Origin of the sequence: Halomonas halocynthiae DSM 14573, from assembly GCF_000425725.1 — a bacterium.
Lineage (GTDB): Bacteria > Pseudomonadota > Gammaproteobacteria > Pseudomonadales > Halomonadaceae > Halomonas > Halomonas halocynthiae.
In genome coordinates this window covers 533,063-549,938 of the sequence record NZ_KE384439.1, presented here as the reverse complement: position 1 = coordinate 549,938, position 16,876 = coordinate 533,063, and the positions used below count along the sequence as shown (strand labels likewise).

At 52.4% G+C, this 16,876-nt stretch carries 16 protein-coding genes; 6 read left to right on the top strand and 10 right to left on the bottom strand.

Annotated features, from left to right (window positions below):
• Positions 1 to 9: 9 nt before the first annotated feature.
• From H616_RS0108175 to H616_RS15700, 3 genes are all read right to left on the bottom strand, one after another.
• Positions 10 to 1,200, bottom strand: a complete 1,191-nt coding sequence (locus H616_RS0108175; RefSeq protein ID WP_027966932.1) for an NAD(P)/FAD-dependent oxidoreductase — start codon at positions 1,198 to 1,200, stop codon at positions 10 to 12.
• The gene (rarD, locus tag H616_RS0108170) at positions 1,197 to 2,096 is read right to left on the bottom strand and encodes an EamA family transporter RarD (protein ID WP_027966931.1); all 900 of its coding nucleotides are present in this window, start codon (positions 2,094 to 2,096) and stop codon (positions 1,197 to 1,199) included. Before rarD ends, H616_RS0108175 begins: the two co-directional genes overlap by 4 nt.
• Positions 2,097 to 2,259: 163 nt before the next feature.
• A complete protein-coding gene (locus H616_RS15700) occupies positions 2,260 to 2,349 on the bottom strand; it encodes a helix-turn-helix domain-containing protein (protein WP_240470549.1) in 90 nt (29 codons plus the stop codon).
• Between the two features lie 136 nt (positions 2,350 to 2,485).
• Here H616_RS15700 and H616_RS0108165 point away from each other — a divergent pair, with 136 nt between their 5' ends.
• Positions 2,486 to 3,379 (top strand): LysR family transcriptional regulator, encoded by an 894-nt coding sequence (locus H616_RS0108165; RefSeq protein ID WP_027966930.1) that lies wholly within the window; start codon positions 2,486 to 2,488, stop codon positions 3,377 to 3,379.
• 118 nt (positions 3,380 to 3,497) lie between these two features.
• Here H616_RS0108165 and gcvP read toward each other — a convergent pair whose 3' ends face one another.
• Entirely contained in the window at positions 3,498 to 6,392 is a 2,895-nt protein-coding gene (gene gcvP, locus H616_RS0108160) for an aminomethyl-transferring glycine dehydrogenase (protein WP_027966929.1), read from the bottom strand.
• Positions 6,393 to 6,484: 92 nt separating this feature from the next.
• Positions 6,485 to 6,877, bottom strand: coding sequence for a glycine cleavage system protein GcvH (gene gcvH / locus H616_RS0108155; protein ID WP_027966928.1), 393 nt, complete (start codon positions 6,875 to 6,877; stop codon positions 6,485 to 6,487).
• A gap of 489 nt (positions 6,878 to 7,366) precedes the next feature.
• Here gcvH and H616_RS0108150 point away from each other — a divergent pair, with 489 nt between their 5' ends.
• Both H616_RS0108150 and gcvT read left to right on the top strand, forming a co-directional pair.
• Complete coding sequence (locus H616_RS0108150) at positions 7,367 to 8,773, top strand: alanine/glycine:cation symporter family protein (RefSeq protein WP_027966927.1); 1,407 nt, start codon at positions 7,367 to 7,369, stop codon at positions 8,771 to 8,773.
• Positions 8,774 to 8,870: 97 nt separating this feature from the next.
• A complete protein-coding gene (gene gcvT, locus H616_RS0108145; RefSeq protein ID WP_027966926.1) occupies positions 8,871 to 9,977 on the top strand; it encodes a glycine cleavage system aminomethyltransferase GcvT in 1,107 nt (368 codons plus the stop codon).
• 178 nt (positions 9,978 to 10,155) lie between these two features.
• On the opposite strand, the gene H616_RS0108140 is transcribed toward gcvT, so the two are convergent.
• Both H616_RS0108140 and H616_RS0108135 read right to left on the bottom strand, forming a co-directional pair.
• On the bottom strand, positions 10,156 to 11,007 hold the full coding sequence (locus H616_RS0108140) for a LysM peptidoglycan-binding domain-containing protein (RefSeq protein WP_240470548.1): 852 nt from the start codon (positions 11,005 to 11,007) through the stop codon (positions 10,156 to 10,158).
• An 8-nt stretch (positions 11,008 to 11,015) separates the two neighbouring features.
• Positions 11,016 to 11,897 carry an acyltransferase gene (locus tag H616_RS0108135; RefSeq protein ID WP_027966924.1) on the bottom strand — a complete coding sequence of 294 codons (882 nt, stop codon included), beginning with the start codon at positions 11,895 to 11,897 and terminating at the stop codon, positions 11,016 to 11,018.
• A 246-nt stretch (positions 11,898 to 12,143) separates the two neighbouring features.
• Between H616_RS0108135 and H616_RS0108130 the strand changes: the two genes are divergently transcribed.
• Together H616_RS0108130 and H616_RS0108125 are read left to right on the top strand one after the other, a co-directional pair.
• The gene (locus H616_RS0108130) at positions 12,144 to 12,845 is read left to right on the top strand and encodes a CoA transferase subunit A (protein ID WP_027966923.1); all 702 of its coding nucleotides are present in this window, start codon (positions 12,144 to 12,146) and stop codon (positions 12,843 to 12,845) included.
• Between the two features lie 52 nt (positions 12,846 to 12,897).
• Positions 12,898 to 13,557: a CoA transferase subunit B gene (locus H616_RS0108125; RefSeq protein ID WP_027966922.1), complete on the top strand. Its 660-nt coding sequence runs from the start codon at positions 12,898 to 12,900 to the stop codon at positions 13,555 to 13,557.
• A 118-nt stretch (positions 13,558 to 13,675) separates the two neighbouring features.
• Here the strand turns inward: H616_RS0108125 and H616_RS0108120 are convergent, their stop codons facing one another.
• Positions 13,676 to 13,942, bottom strand: coding sequence for a GrxA family glutaredoxin (locus tag H616_RS0108120; protein ID WP_027966921.1), 267 nt, complete (start codon positions 13,940 to 13,942; stop codon positions 13,676 to 13,678).
• A gap of 198 nt (positions 13,943 to 14,140) precedes the next feature.
• On the opposite strand from H616_RS0108120, the gene hybE reads away from it, so the two are divergent.
• Positions 14,141 to 14,560, top strand: a complete 420-nt coding sequence (hybE, locus tag H616_RS0108115) for a [NiFe]-hydrogenase assembly chaperone HybE (RefSeq protein ID WP_027966920.1) — start codon at positions 14,141 to 14,143, stop codon at positions 14,558 to 14,560.
• Positions 14,561 to 14,570: 10 nt separating this feature from the next.
• On the opposite strand, the gene H616_RS0108110 is transcribed toward hybE, so the two are convergent.
• A complete protein-coding gene (locus tag H616_RS0108110; protein ID WP_027966919.1) occupies positions 14,571 to 15,122 on the bottom strand; it encodes a response regulator transcription factor in 552 nt (183 codons plus the stop codon).
• A gap of 34 nt (positions 15,123 to 15,156) precedes the next feature.
• Positions 15,157 to 16,458, bottom strand: a complete 1,302-nt coding sequence (locus H616_RS0108105; protein ID WP_027966918.1) for an ATP-binding protein — start codon at positions 16,456 to 16,458, stop codon at positions 15,157 to 15,159.
• Between the last annotated feature and the right edge of the window lie 418 nt (positions 16,459 to 16,876).

Below are 16,876 nucleotides of genomic sequence, written 5' to 3'. Positions count from 1 at the left end.
CTGCTGGTCTTACGGTGTGAATTGATCGAGAAAACGCTTGTCTAGCCACCGCTTGGCCTTCATGGCCAAGCGCCCAGCAAACCACGCACGCCCCCGTATCGCCAGGCCTGTGCCATTGCCTAAATTGAGAATAGTCAAGGCATGAGGTTGGGGGTGGTAGCGGCTCAATGGTTTGTGGGTATACCAGGCAGACAGGTTGTCGCGCAGTATCGGTGCCTGGCGAACACCATAGACCCCTAAGCGTGGTAGCGAGTGATTGATCATCGCGGCGCAGTCACCAGCGGCAAAGACCCAGTCAGCTGCAGTGCTTTGTAATGTGTCTGTGACGGCTAGCCCACGGCCTTCGACAGTGGGTAATCCCAGGTTTGTCATCACGTCTGGCGGCGCAAGGCCGCTAGCTATTACGACGTGGTCAGCATCAATATATTCGTGTTCTATTACGGTCGTGGTGCTGCTGAGCAATACGCCGCCGTTAACGCACTGCAGGAAATCCCGTGCCCCCCGTAACGCAATGCCCATTTTCTTGAAGTAATGAATTAACCAGCGGCTAGCGTTGGGTGGGGCACCAGGCAGTGGGTCAGCACTGCGGCTGACCACCGTGACACTAGCATCGCTGCCATGATGGTTGGCTAAGGCGCGTAGGTTACAGGCAATTTCTATGCCGCTAGCGCCAGCACCAATGACCACAAGTCTAGGATTAATGCCTTGGTAAAACTCAGACGTGAGCTGCTGGCGAAGCTTAACGAGCGCGCTAATTGGCTTCACCGGCCATAGCCATGGTAAAGGCGCGTGGGGTCGCTTGTTTTTTATACCGTTATCTATGTTTTGGGGGGAATGGCAATCAACTTCCTTGAGAGCCGTACGAGAACCCAGGTTTAGCGACACGGCTGACACACTAAAAGAAGCCCCGTTATCTAAAAGGATCTTACGCTGGGGCCTATTTAGTCCGACTAAACGAGCGCGTATTAGGCTGACCTTACCGTGCTGATTTGCCTGCTTTACGATATTGGCGGGCTCAAGCCGGTCATCAGCTGGGGAATATTGCTCACCCAATACCCCACTCGCCATGCCGGAATACCAGAAGCCTCTTGGCTCGATGAGAATGACGTGTTGCACTGGAAGGCGATGACGATTCGCTAACAAATGAAGATGTGCATGACCTGCACCAACCAGAGCGAGAGGCGCTTGGGATGACCTCATGCGCTTGCTCGCCGTGTGGCTTGTTGCCAAGCTGACCAGGAGTACATGGCTAAGCCGACCCAAATCAGTACAAAGGTCGCTAATTGCACGCGACTTAGCGGTTCATTGAAGATTAATAAGGCAATGAGAAACTGCATTGTAGGATTGATATACATGAGAAATCCTAGTGTTGACAGTTTCAGACGGCGGGCAGCTCCAGCGAAAGCCAATAATGGTAGGGCGGTAATTACGCCGCTGGCAATCAACAGTAATGACTGTGTTTGTGTTTCAAGAAAGTGCGAGAGCCCAGTGACACTTAGGCCGCCTAACGCCAAAAGCCCAAGTGGCAGCAGAAGCAGGGTTTCAACTAGCAAACCTGACAGGCCATCTAGTGCTACCTGCTTGCGCAATAACCCGTAGGTACCGAAGGAGGCTGCTAGGGTGAGGCTGATCCAAGGCAACTCGCCTAACATGATCAGCTGCAGCATAATCGCGACACCCGCTAGTGCTAGCGCGATGAGCTGCAACGATGCCATGCGCTCACGTAGCACCAGCATGCCAAGGCCGACGTTAACCAGCGGTGTGAGAAAATACCCAAGGCTCGCCTGAAGGACATGGTGAGTTTCTATGGCGTAGATATAGAGCCCCCAGTTGACAGCGATAAGTATTGCGCAGGCTAGCACTCGGCCTAACCGCTGTGGCTGGGATAGCGCTTTGCGAACGGGCGACCAGCGCTTGAGCAAGCTAACCAGTAGCACTAGGAAGGCACATGACCAAATAACTCGGTGAATCAGAACTTCGTAGGCGGGGACGCCATCAAAAAGCGCAAAAAACAGCGGGAAGCACCCCCACATCATATAAGCACCGAGACCAAAGGCCACGCCTTTACTGGCTTCGGTATCAGAACGCTGATTCATTGGCAGATCCTTCATAAATTCATAAAAGAGTGCAGCCTTTAGCCTCCTCACTTGGCCGCTTATTGAGGGGGGTGAGAGTGTTGGCAGTGGCGTTGTAGCCTATCCGCTGCTAACGCTCGCACCACGCATCAAAACGCTGACGCAGGAGGTGGTGGTAAACGTATCACACATAGCCAAACGTCCGAGCAAGCTGGTCGACTTGCTCGGACGTGGGATAAAATCGATAACGGTAGGCACGATGTACAATAGCCATTCCGAATCTAGTGCGCTTAAAACACGCTGTCAACTAAGAGGCGCTGCGCGCCTTGCGCCATCCTTTCTCGCACTAGACGTACGAGGTTTGATGCGCATTTCTATCAAAATGATATTTGCCGAGCCAGAGGGGCACCATGTTCAATGCGCAGTACTTTCGTACCTTCATTACCTTAGTCGAAACGGGAAGTTTTACGCGCACCGCTCAACGTTTAGGCATGACGCAACCTGGCGTGAGCCAACATATCCGTAAGCTTGAAGACTACTTGAAAATGCCGCTGCTAGAGCGGCAGGGGCGTCGTTTCAGCCTGACAGAAACAGGGCGACGTAGTTACGATTATGCGTTGAGACTGTTTGCTGAGCATGAGCAATTCTGTCACTCACTGGATGACGAGAGTTTGGATAGTGGCGAGTGCCGCTTAGCATCGCCAGGCAGTGTCGGTGTCATGCTGTACCCATTTTTATTGGGTCAGCAGCAGATGCGCACAGGACTGACTATCAATTACAGCTTCTCTTTCAATCATGACATTGTGTCTGACTTAGTGGCCGGGCGCCATGATGTCGGAATTGTGACGGAGTCGGTGCGTCACCCTGAGATTCGTTGTGAGGCTTGGCATCAGGAGCCGTTGTGCCTTCTGGTACCTGCTGACTTTACGGGGAGTGGCCTGGTTGACTTGATGGGAATTGGTTATATCGGTTATACCGGCGGCAGTGACTTGGCCGTTATGCTATTGCGTCAGAATTTTCCTGGCGAGTTTCGCTCCATGCGTCATATTCCAACTCAGGGGTTCACCAACGACGTGGGTGCGGTGCTGGATGCGGTTGCTCGGGGGCTAGGTTTTACGGTGGTGTCACGCCTGGTTCTTGAAACATCGCCCTGGCAGCGACAAGTTAAAGAGTTGGCGTTGCCTCACTCGCTTAATGAAACACTGTATTTGGCGACACTGGCCGACAGCCGGTTACCACGGCGATATTTGCGTTTGCTGGACGCCTTTCGAGAGCATCGTCAGCAGGAGTGGCAGGCGTTCTGACAACGCAGGAGAAGAGGCAGCTAGCGCAGCGCAGACAATTAGGCTGCGCTAACAGCTAGGCCTTGCTAAAGCAGGGCCTAGCTGTGGTGTATTGTGGCGCTATTTGCCGTTGGCAATATCAGTCGCGATAAGCCTCAATACTTGGGCAGGAGCAGATCAGCTGACGATCACCAAGTACGTTATCGACTCGGTTTGCTGCAGGCCAATACTTGCTGGCTTTCACGGCATCAGAAGGAAAGGCGGCTTGTTCGCGCGAGTAAGGGCGCTTCCAGTCAGCATCCATTAGGTCGGCCATGGTGTGCGGGGCATTGACTAGAGGGTTGTTGTCTAGCGGCCAGTCCCCGGATTCCACTCGTGCCACCTCTTCACGAATAGCGATCATGGCGTCACAGAAACGATTGACTTCGTACAGTGACTCAGACTCAGTGGGCTCGATCATCAACGTACCAGCCACTGGGAATGACATGGTGGGTGCGTGGAAGCCAAAGTCCATTAGGCGCTTGGCAATATCTTCTTCGCTGATGCCTGATGCTGCTTTAAGGGGACGAATATCAATGATGCATTCGTGCGCCACATAGCCGTTGCGTCCTTTGTACAGCACGGGATAGTGGCCTTCCAGGCGCTTGGCGATGTAGTTGGCACTAAGAATAGCCAGCTGTGATGCTTCGCGCAGCCCGCGCGCGCCCATCATTTTGATATAGGCCCATGAAATCGGCAGAATAGAGGCACTGCCATAAGCGGCGGCGGATACGGCGCCAGCATTGGGCTCGACCCCGTCCAGCGGAGTGACCACATGGTTAGAGACATAGGGGGCTAGGTGCGATTTGACCCCGATGGGCCCCATGCCTGGGCCGCCACCCCCATGTGGGATGCAGAAGGTTTTATGCAGGTTAAGATGCGAGACATCGCCGCCAAAGTCGCCAGGCCGCGCGAGGCCGACGATAGCGTTCATGTTGGCGCCATCGATATATACCTGCCCACCATGCTGGTGAACGATATCGCAGGCTTCCCTGACACCCTCTTCGAAGACACCATGGGTCGAGGGGTAAGTCAGCATGATGGCAGATAGAGCCGCGCTGTGTTGCTCGGCTTTAGCCTTTAAATCGATTAGGTCGATATTGCCGTCTTTATCGCACTCCACGACCACCACTTTCAAATTGGCCATGGCCGCAGATGCGGGGTTGGTACCATGGGCAGAGCTTGGGATCAGGCAGATATCACGATGCTGCTCGCCTTGGGCTTGTTGGTAACGGCGGATCGCCACTAGTCCCGCATATTCACCCTGTGCACCAGAGTTAGACTGCATGGATACATGATCATAACCGGTGATTTCTGCCAGGAAGTCTGACAGTTCATCGATGATCTGGCGATAGCCTGCTACCTGGTCGCGCGGGGCGAATGGGTGGATGCGTGCGAGCTCTGGCCAAGTGATCGGCATCATCTCGGTGGTGGCATTGAGCTTCATGGTGCATGAACCCAATGGAATCATCGCATGAGCCAGCGACAAGTCTTTATTTTCCAAGCGCTTAAGGTAGCGAAGCATTTCTGTTTCGCTGTGATAGCGTTTGAATGTCGGGTGAGTCAGGAAGTCGGTAGAGCGCTGGCAGTCTGCCGGAATACCACTCTTGCTCAAGCGGGTGACGTCTTCATCAAGTGCTGTCACCGAGAGTCCATGCTCTTCATCAAGCAGAATGTCCAGCAGCAGCGCTAGGTCGTGAGCAGTGGTGGTCTGGTTGATGCTCAGGCCAATATCACCATTCTCGAAGTAGCGCAGGTTGACGTCGTGTGCCATGGCGCGGCCATGGATTTTGCGCGCATCGACGCTGGTCAGGCGGAGCGTATCAAACCAGCTATCATGGGCTAATGTGATACCGCCACGCGTTAATCCTTCGGCTAGAATGGTGGTTAGGCGGTGAATACGACTAGCGATAGTACGTAAACCTTCAGCACCATGGTAGACCGCATAAAAACCGGCAATATTGGCCAGCAACGCCTGAGCGGTACAGATGTTTGAGGTGGCTTTTTCACGACGAATATGCTGCTCACGGGTTTGCATGGCCATGCGCAGGGCCATTTCGCCACGGCTGTCCTGAGATACACCAATGATGCGCCCAGGGATAGCGCGTTTTAATTTGTCGGTTGTTGCAAAAAAGGCGGCGTGAGGCCCACCAAACCCCATGGGGACACCAAAACGCTGTGCTGAACCAATGACGATATCGACACCCAGTGCGCCGGGCTCTTTGAGTAGCACCAGCGACATGATATCGGCGGCGACAGTGGTCATAACTCCGTGTGCTTTGGCTTGCTCTACAACCTCCGCGAGGTTGCGTACTTCACCACTTTGGCCAGGGTATTGAAGTAATGCGCCGAACACATCGTGCTCAACCAGTTGCTCAACGGGCGCGACAATCAGCTCGAATCCGAAGTAGTGCGCACGAGTGCGAACGACATCGAGTGTTTGCGGGAAAACGTCATCCGCAACAAAGAAGGCATTGCTTTTAGCCTTCTTGTTGGCACGACGACACAACGCCATGGCTTCTGCGGCAGCAGTGGCCTCGTCTAGCAGAGAGGCATTGGCCAGCTCCATGCCGGTGAGGTCCATGACCATCTGCTGGAAGTTTAGCAGGCCTTCGAGGCGGCCTTGAGATATTTCTGGCTGGTAGGGCGTATAAGCGGTATACCAGCCGGGATTTTCCAGCACGTTACGTTGAATGACAGCGGGCAGTAACGTGTCATAGTAACCTTGGCCGATATAGCATTTGGCAACGCGGTTTTGACGAGCTAGCCGATACAGGTAATCCAATGCCACGGCTTCACTGCGCGGCGGATCCAACTCAAGGTCATCAGCTAAACGAATATCGGCAGGAACCGTAAGCTGCAGCAAGCTCTGGATTCCATCCAGACCAAGTGTGCTAAGCATTGTTGCAGCATCGTCAGCTCGTGGGCCGTTATGACGCGAAATGAATGCATCGTGGTTGGCCAGGTCGGCCAAACTTCTAGTATCGAAAGCCATGGAATACCCTGTCGGTGGTAGCAGGTTACTGTATCGGTTAAGCCTGAGTTGACAGGCGGCTGGGCAAATAGCAGTTCCCAGCCGCCGCTGTATCAGTTTTCGGTTTCAAGAAAGGCTTTGTAGCCATCAGCACTGAGCAGCACGTCGAGGTCTTCGGGATTATCCAGGCGCAGCTTCATGATCCAAGCGTTCTCATAGGGTGACTCATTAATAGACTCTGGCGCGTCCTCTAGGGCCTCGTTGACCTCAAGCACTTCGCCAGTAACTGGTGAATATAGGTCTGAAGCCGCCTTGACTGATTCCACTACCCCAAACTCGTCCCCTTTGGAGAGGTGGGTGCCGACGTCTGGCAGCTCTACAAACACCACATCTCCGAGTGCTTCCTGAGCATGTTCGGTGATGCCGATAGTGACGGTGCCGTCACCATTGTCTTTGGTCCATTCGTGACTTTTGGCATAGCGTAGCTCGGTGGGAATTGAACTCATGTTTTGTTTCCTATACGAAAAAGTTTTAATGGCTCCTGATGCCTTTTGCCATTGGACAGCATGACTGAGGCCAAGATCAAGAGAGAAAGCCGGACCGCCTTAGTACCCGCAAAATAGCATGGCCGAGAAGGCGCTTTTGTCCAGCAGTAGCGAAATTGCGAGAACAGGTGAAACGAATTATAGCAAGACAGAACATTGTTAGGCACATCTGCTGAGCTCTTTTTCTACCAATGAGGTAGGCATAAAACTTATCAATGAGGTATCGTTTCCAATAGGAAACATAGCGTGCTTGTTATGGCTAAACAGATACTCTAAGAACGGCAGGGCGTCTATCGTTGTGCTGTCAGGGGTCGCATCAGCGCTACGATTCGTTATGATTAGCGGCGTAGCTGCATGAGAGTGAGATTGAGTGCTGCGCCGGTTTGGGTTGAGCAATTAGGCCGGTACTTCTCTCTTGAATAAAAAACTAAAAATCTCTAGGAGATGTCTGTGGAAACTCTCAACAATATATTCAGCCAAATCAACGGAGTGGTCTGGGGACCGTTGATGCTTATCCTGCTGCTTGGTGTTGGTATCTACCTGCAGCTGGGCCTGAAGTTGTTGCCGATTCGGAAGCTGGGGGTCGGCTTTAAACTAATGTGGCAAGGGCGTGATGGAAAAAGTACGCCAAGTGGTAAGGCTAAGTCAGACGACGACGGTGAGATCTCGCCATTTAACGCCCTGATGACCGCATTATCAGCGACTATCGGTACCGGTAATATTGCGGGGGTGGCAACCGCTATTGCCTTGGGTGGCCCAGGTGCAGTGTTCTGGATGTGGATCACGGCGTTGGTAGGTATGGCAACCAAGTTTGCCGAGGCGGTACTGGCGGTACGTTACCGTGAAACAGATAGCACCGGAAACCATATCGGTGGGCCGATGTTCTACATTAAGAACGGTTTGGGGCGTAAGTGGCTGTGGTTGGGGGGTGCATTTGCTTTCTTTGGTGCGGTAGCCGCGTTTGGTATCGGTAATACGGTGCAGTCCAACTCGGTGGCTGATGCGCTTGAAAGCAGCTTCAGCATTCCGCCCATGGTGACCGGTATAACTATTATGGTGCTGTCTGGCGCAGTGATTCTCGGTGGTATCAAACGGATCGCTAAAGTGGCAGGCAAACTGGTACCGATCATGGGTATCGCCTATATCGTGGCGGGCATTGTGGTGCTGATTATTCAAGCCGACCAGATTCCGGCGGCGTTCGGCAATATCTTCTACTACGCCTTTAACCCGCATGCCGCACTGGGTGGCTTTGCTGGTGCTGCGGTGATGGCTGCAATTCGCTTCGGTGTGGCACGGGGTATTTTCTCTAACGAAGCAGGCTTGGGAAGTGCGCCGATTGCCCACGCTGCCGCTAAAACCAAGAATCCTGTGCGTCAGGGCCTGATTGCTATGCTGGGCACGTTCATTGATACCATCATGGTATGTAGCATTACCGCATTGGTGATTTTGACAGCGCCGGTGTGGGAAATGGGAGAGGCAGGAGCCTCGCTAACAGCACTCTCGTTTGATAATGCGCTGCCCGGCTATGGCGAGGCGATAGTGTCTATCGTGCTATCTGTTTTCGCGTTCACCACGATTCTTGGTTGGTCTTTCTATGGTGAGAAGTGTTTCCAGTTCTTGTTTGGGACACGCTCCATCATGCTGTATCGCGTATTGTTCGTGCTGGCCGTACCGGTAGGCGCGATGGCACAGCTTGGCTTTATCTGGCTGATGGCTGATACGTTCAATGCGATGATGGCTATTCCCAACCTTATCGCTCTGGCACTGCTGTCGCCGGTGGTATTCAAGTTGGCGAAGGACTACTTCAATGGCAAAGAGGTTTTGCCAGGTGAAGAGCTTGATCACGACAAAGCTTGAGCCAGTGGTTCAGGTTGGACGAGGTGCCCTACGGGGCACCTCTCTTGTTTTAACCGCAGGTGCTTGTGCTGCACCATTTCCCTGAGGAGTAATGAGCATGACTCAATTGAACCGTACACCGCTTTATGCGCTGCATGTCGAGCTCGGTGCAAAGTTGGTGCCTTTTGCTGGCTATGAAATGCCGGTGCAGTATCCGCTGGGTGTAAAGCGGGAGCATGAACATACGCGCACTGCTTGCGGGTTGTTTGATGTGTCTCATATGGGGCAGCTGTTGTTGCGTGGTGATAACCCCGCTGAGGCATTGGAGCGTCTAGTACCTGCTGATGTGGTGGGACTTGCTGAGGGAGTGCAGCGTTACTGCATGTTTACCAATGACAAGGGAGGCATTCTCGACGACTTTATGACGGTGAATGCGGGAGATCACTTGTATCTCGTCGTGAATGCGGCCTGTAAGAACGCTGATATTGATCATTTACGCCAAGAGCTGCCGGAGCATGTACTGGATGTTCTTGATCGCGGGCTTCTTGCGATACAAGGGCCAAAAACGGCTGACGTCATGGAGCGACTCTGCCCTGGCGTTTGTGAAATGAAATTCATGCAGCATGGCCATTTTGAGATTGATGGCATTCCGGTATGGGTCAGTCGTAGTGGTTACACCGGCGAGGATGGTTTTGAGGTATCGGTGGCGGCCGATCAAGCTGAGGCTCTGGCACGCAGGCTGCTAGCTGAAGAGGAGGTTGAGGCTATTGGTCTTGGCGCGCGTGACTCATTGCGCTTAGAGTCGGGATTATGCCTCTACGGACATGATATCGATGCGACCACGACACCGGTAGAGGCTGGTTTGAATTTTGCTATTGGCAAGTCTCGTCGCCAAGGGGGGGAGCGAGAAGGGGGCTTTCCAGGCGCTGATATTATCATTGAACAACTCGCCAATAAGAGTGCCCAGCGCAAGCGAGTAGGCTTGTTGGGTGAGGGGCGTGCTCCAGTACGTGAGGGAACTGAGTTATTTGATAGCGAGGGAAATGCCATTGGCCACGTGACCTCGGGTGGTTTTGGTCCCTGCGTAGGTAAGCCGGTTTCGATGGGTTATGTTTGCGTAACTGAGTCAGAGATTGGCAACACCATTTATGCGGAAGTTCGTGGCAAGCGACTGCCTATGGCCGTTAGTAAAATGCCATTTGTTCAGTCGGGGTATCAACGTTAAGCAACGCCGTTTTATACCGTTATCTACTTTTTGACGCACACCCTCTACGTCTTCCTTTACCCCTTGTTAGGGAGGAAGCTACGATTGAATTTAAATCACCTGTCCGTCAAAACGTCCAGGTGATTTATTGTTTAGCAAGAGGCATTTAGTCAGGCAAAGAGCGGGTGGCCTGCATGCACTACTGTAGCAAACGAGAGGGATCCACCGGTTTTCCGCCGTGGCGCATGTCAAATAACAGCTCTGTCTGGCCGCGTTCATTAACGTCTACGTCACATAACGGCGTGCCACGCTTGACATTAGCACCGCTGTTTACCCGTAAAGTTTTACAGTTAGCATAAACGCTTTGTAGGTTGTCATCATGATGCACAATCACGACCTGGCCGAGTTGACGCATACTATCAGCAAACCTCACTTCGCCATCATTGATGGCTTTCGCTGTCGCCCCTTTGCTGGTACTTAACAACATAGGCTGCAAGGTGCCGCGACTGTCTTTTCCGAAGCGGCGAGTAATATTGTAGTCTTCTAACGGCCAGCTCCAGTTGCTATTGGTTTTTGGTAGCGGCCCGGGGTTAGGCAATGTGACACTTTTACGGGATGACGCGACGACCGCGCGGCTTTTACCCGTGCTTTGTTTCAGCGGCACGTTGACCAGCTGGCCGATTGCCAGGCTGGAAGGGTTAACTTGGCTGTTGGCGGCAATAATGGCATTGGATGTTGTGCCGAAATGACGGGCAACTTTACTGAAGGTGTCGCCTGAGCGGATTTGGTAGCGGTATGGCCCTCCTGAGGGAGCTCTTTCGGTTCCATACGGCACAAGGATACGTTGGCCTACTGCAAGTCCACGACTTTTGACCCCTGGGTTGAAACGCTGTAAGCGAAGCAGCGGCACATCAGCTTGCTTGGCCATTTCTCCCAGCGTGTCACCACGCTGAACAGTCACCCAGGTGCCAGCAATTGACCCACTGCTACGTGCAGCGTTTTGTTGCTGAGATGTTGAGGCACAACTCGCCAGCAAAAGGGCGAAGCTCACAGCGCAGATCAGTGATGCAATTTTTTTGCATCGAGAGCGGCGTCCTTGGCCTGCCATAACTCGTTCAACCATGTGTGGAAGCGTTCCTTGTAGTCAGGGTCTTGATGATAATTCCCGCAAAGCATCCATTCGGGAACCTCCAGGCGCTGTGCGTGAAGTGTGATCCTGCCTTCTTTTCCGCACAGAAACCCCCAGAAACTGGGTGTCGGGTTGGTATAGTCCAATGTTATATCAATGATTCCCCCGAGTCGGCTGCCAAGCAGGTTGAGTACCTGGGCAGTGCCGCCTGCTTTGGGTCGTAACAGGTGGCGGTAGGGGCTGTGTTGCTGCTCACGTTTGGCAGCTGTAAAGCGTGTTCCTTCAACAAAGTTAAAAATGGTAATGGGTGACTCTTGGGCGCGGCGGCACATGCGTTCGGTCGCCAAACGATCGCGCTCAGCAAGCGCTGGGTTGCGTGCTAGCTTTTCTCGGCTATAGCGTTGCATGAAGGGAAACTCCAGTGCCCACCAAGCTAAGCCGACGATAGGAATCCATATCAGTTGCTGTTTGAGAAAAAAGCGCGGCATGGGAATACGCCGGTGCAGCACCATTAGCAGCATAAAAATATCGGTCCAGCTTCTATGGTTGGATATCACTAGCCACCAGTCATTTATACTGAGTTCTTCAGGCACAGTGGCATGTAGGTCGGGGCGCAACAGCCAGCGCATCCACCAGAGATTGAAGCCTATCCAGTTTAGAGCAACCGCATTAAGGCCGCTTAAGACCTTGCGTTGTAACGGCCTGGAGGGAGCTACCAGCTTCACCAATGTGAGAATGATTAGCGGTACTCCCCAAAATAGGGTGTTGAAGATGAGCAGTATAACACTGGCGATGCCAGTCAATAGTGACATGCCGGACTCCTGAGCCTTATCGGGCGTATTATGCTAATGGATGAGAGCGCGTCTGCCCAGTCTCACATCATCTGTTGCAATTGCGTGAAGCAACTTGACGGTCATTGAAATCAACGGGAAGATTGTTTCAGGAAACAAGCGATTAATAAGTCGCGCCAGTTTTCAGGTAGTGCATCAGTAATAATTTGACGGTCCCTACAGGACAACAGCTTCACCTACCAGCATCCCTCACTCTGGAGACATTAGATGGCCGGATTTGACAAGCGTGTGAGTTCCTACGAAGAGGCAATGGAAGGTATCGAGGATGGCATGACCGTAATTGCAGGCGGTTTTGGCCTTTGTGGTATCCCCGAAAACCTGATTGCTGAGATCAAGCGGCGTGGCACCAAGGATCTCACGGTTTATTCCAACAATTGCGGCGTTGATGGTTTTGGTTTGGGTATTTTACTTGAGGACCGTCAAATCAGCACGATTTACGCCTCTTATGTGGGTGAGAACGCACTTTTTGAGCGCCAGATGCTCAATGAGGAAATCACGGTCGTGCTAACTCCTCAGGGCACCCTGGCTGAAAAAATGCGAGCTGGTGGTGCTGGTATTCCAGCGTTTTACACGGCGACTGGGTATGGCACACCCGTTGGTGATGGAAAGGAAGTGCGTGAGTTCAACGGACGGCCGCATATTCTTGAAGAAAGTGTTGTTGGTGACTTTGCCATCGTGAAAGGCTGGAAAGCGGACCGCTACGGCAATGTGATTTATCGTGATACTGCCCAGAACTTTAACCCAATGGCTGCAACGGCTGGTCGTATTACGGTGGTTGAAGTTGAAGAAATTGTTGAACCTGGTGAGTTGAAGCCTGACCAGATTCATACACCGGGTATCTACGTCGATCGCATTATTCAGGGCAGCTTTGAGAAGCGCATCGAAAGACGCATGGTTCGCGAAGGCTAAAACTCGCTAGCGTTTTTACACGGTTTCTCAATACCTGACAGGAGATAATAAGATGGCACTTACACGTGAACAAATGGCTCAGCGCGTCGCGCGCGAGCTGGAAGATGGCTTCTATGTCAATCTGGGCATTGGTATTCCAACACTGGTGGCTAACTATGTGCCGGATGATATTGATGTGATGCTGCAGTCTGAAAATGGTTTGCTAGGTATGGGGCGCTACCCTACTGAGGCAGAGTTAGATGCCGATATGATCAATGCCGGCAAAGAAACCGTGACGGCGCGTACGGGAGCGGCTATTTTTTCATCTGCTGAGTCGTTCGCGATGATTCGTGGCGGTCATGTAGACCTGACTGTCCTTGGAGCTTTCGAGGTCGACCAACAGGGCAATATTGCTTCGTGGATGATTCCGGGCAAGCTGATTAAGGGCATGGGCGGTGCGATGGATTTGGTGGCCGGTGCAGATAACATCATTTGTACCATGACTCACGCCTCCAAGCACGGTGAGTCGAAGTTGCTGGAAAAGTGTGAGCTTCCGTTGACGGGGGCTGCATGTATTCGCCGAGTGTTGACGGATCTGGCCTATTTAGAAATTGAAAATGGTGCGTTTGTACTTAAAGAGCGTGCCCCAGGCGTTAGTGTTGAAGAGATTGTCGAAAAAACAGCAGGTAAGCTGATCGTACCTGACCATGTGCCTGAAATGATATTTGATTGATAGTCGATGCTGGTCAAGTCGTTGGTGGTAAATTAACCCTGCGATAATGATAAAAAGCCGCCACCCAAGACGTTGTGCTTGGGCGGCGGCTTTTTGTTCGTCAAACTAAGTGCTCTTATTACTGGGCGCTCAGTAACCCTTTGTCTTTTACGTATTGATCAAATTCAGTGAAGCCACCAATGTGAGTTTGGTCAGCAAAGATCTGCGGAACAGTTTCTACTGGCTTGCCAATGGTTTTTTCCATATCGGCCTTGGAGATACCCTCGGCGTGAATGTCGACATAGCGAAAGCCTTCAATCGCCTTGGCGTCATCGAGCTGCTCAGCAAGCTCTTTGGCACGTACGCAGAAAGGGCAGCCTGGGCGACCAAAAATAACCACAAACATTAATACTCTCCTTATGAACCGCTTTGGCGGTAAATGGTGTTGCTGTTAGGTATATTGTGAAGCAGACGTTGTGCTTTATCCAATAGTCTGAATTTGATCATACGATATGCAATGACTATCGCCGCGCCTATCGAACAGGGGAAGCGGTGATAAAATAGGGCCCGCTTGAAACAGGGGGATTCTTGTTGAGGAGCCATTATGCAGGCATTAACACCTAGCCAGTATGCCGAATTGCAGCGGTTAGTGAAGAGTTGGGAGCGTCGCTATTTACGTCATGCTAAGGAGCAGTCGAGCTTCAACCCAAAGCTTGCAGCCGATGCCTTGTGTTTTCAGCGGTGGCATGAAGATGAGGGTGAGTTGTTGGTTGGTGCCTTGATAACCCCGCTTACGCTTAGCTTGATGCTAGTGCCTGTTGCTGGCAATAGCAGCCCTCCGTTGGAAACGGTGCGCTGGTTGAGCTTGCCAGCGGGTAACTATCCGCTGACACCGTTAGTGCTGGATGAGCGAGATTGGGTGTGGCATTGCGTGCTGCTAGAAGATGTCTCTGATATCAACTCACTAGAGCAAGGGAGTCGGCTGGCTCAACGGCTGGTGACGTCGCTAATGGCTGCACCATGAATCCGTACGGTTAACGTCGCACAGGGCGCTTTTGTAGTTTACGCTGCAGCGTGCGGCGATGCATGCCAAGGGCGCGAGCGGTGGCGGAAATATTACCGTCATGCTCATGCAGTACTTTCTGAATATGCTCCCACGCTAATCGGTTAATTGAGGGTGGATTGTCAGCAAGCTCGGCTTCTGGGTTGCCCTGTTGGCGACTGAAAGCATCAACGATGTCGTCAGCATCCACCGGCTTACACAAGTAATTGATCGCGCCCAGCTTGGTTGCCTCGACAGCTGTCGCAATACTGGAGTAACCCGTCAGGATAATGGTATGACACTGTGGCACGACGTCAAGCAGCTCTGGTAACAGCTTCAGACCAGATTCATTTTCCAGCTTGAGGTCTAGGGTTGCTAACGACGGTTGGTGCAGCCGTGCGAGAGTGAGCGCGTCATTGCCACAGTGGGCCACTAGGACGTTGAAACCGCGGCGACTCAAGGCACGCTGCATAACCTGGCAAAACATCTCGTCATCGTCGATGACCAGCAGGGTCTGGCTGTCTTGTTGGTATGTCTCTTGCATGGTGGTCTCCTCAACCGAGCCGAAACACGGCGGGTTAATTGCTTGGGTTGCGGCGGGGCAGTACCACTTCTGTCAGCGTGCCGCCCTCGGGATGATTATAAAGGCTGACGCCGCCGCCTAGTCGGTTAATGGTGGCGTGAGTAAGAAACAGCCCGATACCCATCCCTTTGCTCTTGGTGGAAACGAAGGTTTCACCTAACTGATCAGCAATTTCCAGCGGCACGCCTGGCCCATGGTCGCGAATATCGATTACGACCTCTGTGTGGTTCCAGTTCAGGTAGACGGCAATGCTATCCGGGTTAGCATCAGCAGCGTTATTGAGCAAGTTGGTTAAGGCTTGGTCCAGCGTTGCATCAACGCTGATCCAGGGCGTGTCGTCAATATCGTCGCCTGAAGGATCGCTGGTGCTGAGCATGTCCAGCTGGTGGCTAACATCAGGCCGCAGAACCAACCAGCGTTGCACAATATCACTTAGCCATTGCCGTGCATCACGCGTGTCGGCGGCTGTCATGTGCCGGCGGTCGGCAACCTCCACGAGTCGTTGCAAGTGTGATTTGCAGGTATCTACTTGGCAACGCAGTAAATCGATGTCACCTGTTAGCTGAGTGTTTTCCGCCGCGTCTTGACGCATTTCTGATAACAGCACTGCCATGGTTGATAGAGGTGTACCCAGCTCATGAGCGGTGCCCGCGGCCTGGGTAGCAACCGCTAACACTTGTTCGTTACGAAGTGAGGCCTCACGGGTATGTGAGAGGGTTTGCTCTTTGGCGCGCAGTGCGCCGGCCATCTTGTAGACAAAAAAAGTTACCAGCCCAGCCGAGAGGGTAAAGTTAAGCCACATGCCTAATGTATGTAGGTTTAGCGTGCTACCTGCGTGTGACATGCCCAGCTGAGGTACGGGATGATAGAAAAACATCAGCAAGCTATAAGCCAGTAGTGAGGTGCTAGCAATGATCCAGGCATGACGCCAAGGCAGGGTGGCTGCTGCAATAGTCACAGGAATTAAGTAATAGTTGATAAAAGGGTTGGTAGGGCCGCCGGTCAAGTGAAAAAGCAGCGTCAGGCCAAATATATCGATCAATAAATGCACTAAGTATTCTTGATGACTGACATCTCGCGGCCTGCTCAGTCGCCACCACGTGGCAACATTAATCAGCCCCATGAGGAGAATAACGGTAATGACCGCAGGCACATTGAGACTAAAACCTAAGCCTTCAACGCCAATAATTAGCCCCGCTAAAAAACCGGTCCAACTGATACCACGGACAATGGTCAGCCTCACTAGATTTCGATTAGGTGTCGAAAGAGGCAGGAGTGAAGGGTGAGGTGAGTGCATGGCGCCTCCATAGGCTGACTGGCCTATCATTATACAGACTTTGATAACGTCAGGCAGCGGCTTAACGCCTTGGGGCGCAATCGGCCAAGGCTAAGTGAGCAAGCTGAACAGGGAGACTGGGCTGGACGGGGAAGCTTTGTCTATCGAGAGCGTAGTGGTCGATAAATGATTGCCGAGGAGGTGGTCGAGCCACTCAGGCACTCGAAGCCGAACTGGTCAGCGTTTCCCTGGGAAGCCTTTAATCAGTATCAATTAGGCGATGGCACTACTTTAGCAGTCTTCTTTAATCCAATGTGCCTCTTGAATCATAGTGACACTTTCGTGGCCGTTTAATTCGGTAACAGCTTGAGTGTGTTTGTTGCTAACTTTGAATACTGGCCGAAGGAAAAGTCTTGAGCATGAGAGAGTGAAGGGATCC